Source organism: Streptococcus sp. 1F3, from assembly GCF_054968985.1.
Map to the genome: position 1 here is coordinate 1 of NZ_JBUEQR010000111.1, position 732 is coordinate 732.

1 protein-coding gene is annotated in these 732 nt (G+C 39.1%); it reads right to left on the reverse strand.

Annotated features, from left to right (window positions below):
* Window positions 1-206 precede the first annotated feature (206 nt).
* Window positions 207-476 carry a 30S ribosomal protein S15 gene (gene rpsO / locus ACVPON_RS09445; protein WP_067086848.1) on the reverse strand — a complete coding sequence of 90 codons (270 nt, stop codon included), beginning with the start codon at window positions 474-476 and terminating at the stop codon, window positions 207-209.
* Between the last annotated feature and the right edge of the window lie 256 nt (window positions 477-732).

The window sequence follows — 732 nt, forward strand, 5'->3', positions numbered from 1 at the left end:
TTGAAAACTTTAAAAAACGCATTTTGATTGCTTTAAACGTAAAGAAAGAGAGAACGAAGTTCGTCCTCTCACGATGTTAGCTTTTCATCAACCCACTACAGTTGACAAAGAGCCTGTAAAGAAAAAAGACAGACAGTCCTGTGTGATGTACATGCAATCACCTTGGATCTGTCTGTCTTTTTTGCTATCGGTTGGTTTTCGCCAGATTAACGACGAAGACCTAATGAATGAATCAATTCGCGGTAACGGTTAACGTCTGTCTTACGCAAGTAAGCCAACAAGTTACGACGGCGACCAATTTTTTTCATCAATCCACGGTAAGTTGCGTGGTCTTTTTTATGTTGTTTGATGTGATCATTCAAGTGGTTGATTTCCCAAGTAAGCACTGCGACTTGTACTTCAACTGAACCTGTATCACCTTCATGGCGAGCGTATTGTGCCATGATTTCATTTTTTTTCTCTTTTGAGATTGCCATGAGTATTTCTCCTTTGTATTTGAGCCAAATCCGAGTAACAGGTTGGCAACCCGTGACCAAGAAAGGCTAATTCTTGTCTCTAGGACCTCATTATTCTATCAATCTTTTCTCACTTTGTCAACTATTTCTGCACTTCACGCACGTCAAACGCATGAACGTTTTCTTATATCACTTTGTTTATTAAGCACTTTTTTTGAAGCAAGGATGGCTCATTTTCATCTTCCTCTCCCCTTATCTTCTATCTCTAAAACCTAAT

Bases quoted from the DNA above. Each gene is read 5' to 3' on its own strand.
- rpsO (WP_067086848.1), bottom strand. From the start codon at position 476: ATGGCAATCTCAAAAGAGAAAAAAAATGAAATCATGGCACAATACGCT.